This window comes from Moorena sp. SIO3I8 (assembly GCF_010692325.1).
GTDB lineage: Bacteria > Cyanobacteriota > Cyanobacteriia > Cyanobacteriales > Coleofasciculaceae > Moorena.
The window spans coordinates 1-1,547 of the sequence record NZ_JAAHHW010000362.1; the positions used below are offsets into that span (position 1 = coordinate 1).

Annotated in this window: 1 protein-coding gene; it reads left to right on the top strand. The window is 44.5% G+C overall.

Translation table 11 applies throughout. The annotated features are described in order from the left end of the window. Positions 1–441: 441 nt before the first annotated feature. Positions 442–1,392 carry a LamG domain-containing protein gene (locus F6K51_RS37005; RefSeq protein WP_293031091.1) on the top strand — a complete coding sequence of 317 codons (951 nt, stop codon included), beginning with the start codon at positions 442–444 and terminating at the stop codon, positions 1,390–1,392. The last annotated feature ends 155 nt before the right edge of the window (positions 1,393–1,547 follow it).

The following is a 1,547-nucleotide window of genomic DNA, read 5'->3' on the forward strand; positions in this document are numbered from 1 at the left end:
TATCGTCGGTTTATTGCTCAAGTCCCAACTTCCCATCCCTTTTGGGTTAGTTGGGTTTTCCATGAATGCTGTGATTGGAGTAATCCTAGGGGTCTTTTGGAAAGGTCGTCCTTACTGGCGTTATTGGCATTAAAAACGCTATGGGCGAGCATTAAGCCGCTACGGGAACGCATCAACGGGTAGTATAGCAATCCACTATAATTCATCAAATTATTGCAGTGGGGAAATCTTGCCTGCACTAAAGTCCCTGGTTTTTGTTGCTTAAAAACAATCGCTAATTTTGCTACTAATCTTGGACTTTGGATAAAATAGTACCCTCAAAGGGTACTGTCACTATCTAAGGGGGCCTTTGACAATAGATTTGTTAGCCCATTGTTTTGAGTAGAAACAAAAGGGAAAACATCAAATTTTCTCCAAAGTCTAAGCAGAATAAAAACAGAAATGTTTACCCCCGATCCCACAGATTTGGTAGCTGAGTATTTATTTGAAACTCCAACTGACACGGGAGTGATCAGGAACACAGCTAATCCTGGAACCTTTGATGGTATGATCCAACACGATCCGGATGCCCATCCGTTGGCTCCCTCAGCGGATGTCCCGCCAGGGTTTGTTGGTTCAGCATCCCTGAACTATAACGTTCTCAGACGCTTATCTGATAGCGGCGAATCCCCGCAAATGTCCTTTGCACAATACGTTGAGGTTCCCAATTTCCCAGATCTGGCTAACCTGACCGTCGAAACTTGGGTTAAGGTTGATTACATCAAAGCAAACCCAGCCTTTACCGATCCTCCCCAGGGTACTTACCCTGATGGAGAAGTTGGTTTTGGAGCCTGCCCACAGCCCATATGCAAAGCATTTTCCTGGTATCTTTTCCTGAGTACTCTACAAACGGATCGCAACCTGATTCTGACTATCATCCCCAACAATGTCACCCAAGGATTACCGAAGGAAGCAGACGAAACCAGCGGCAGTGGTGGTGTAGTCAGTGAGGATATCGTCCATGGTGGTCAATGGACCCATCTGGCTGCAACCTTTGGTGAAGTGGCTCCCGGTAGGTTTATCATGCAGACCTACATTAATGGCATCCAAAGCCACATCGAAGAAGTTCGAGACTTTAACGGCAACATCCGTCGGATTCCCAATCAGACCGACAACCCGATAGCACCTTCCCCTGGTAGACCCCTACGGCTGGGGCAATTCCGTGATATTCAAGGCAACCTTGACTATCAGTACTCCGGACTTTTGGCTGGTGTGCGAATTTACAGTCGGGCTTTGACTCAGGAACAGATTCAAGCTGATTACAGGCATGACATCTGTTCAGGTACAGGACCATTAGGGAAAGAAATCTTCAGACTGGGCTTACTTAGTCTATGGCTGTTGAAGTCTACTTAATTGGGGTCAGAGGAATGTAGAATTTAGAATGAAGAATGAAAAATGAAGAATGAAGAATGAAGAATGAAGAATGAAGAATGAAGAATGAAGAATGAAGAATTTAGAATTCTACCTTCGCCGATTCTCAATTCTATTAAATTCTATTAAATTCTATT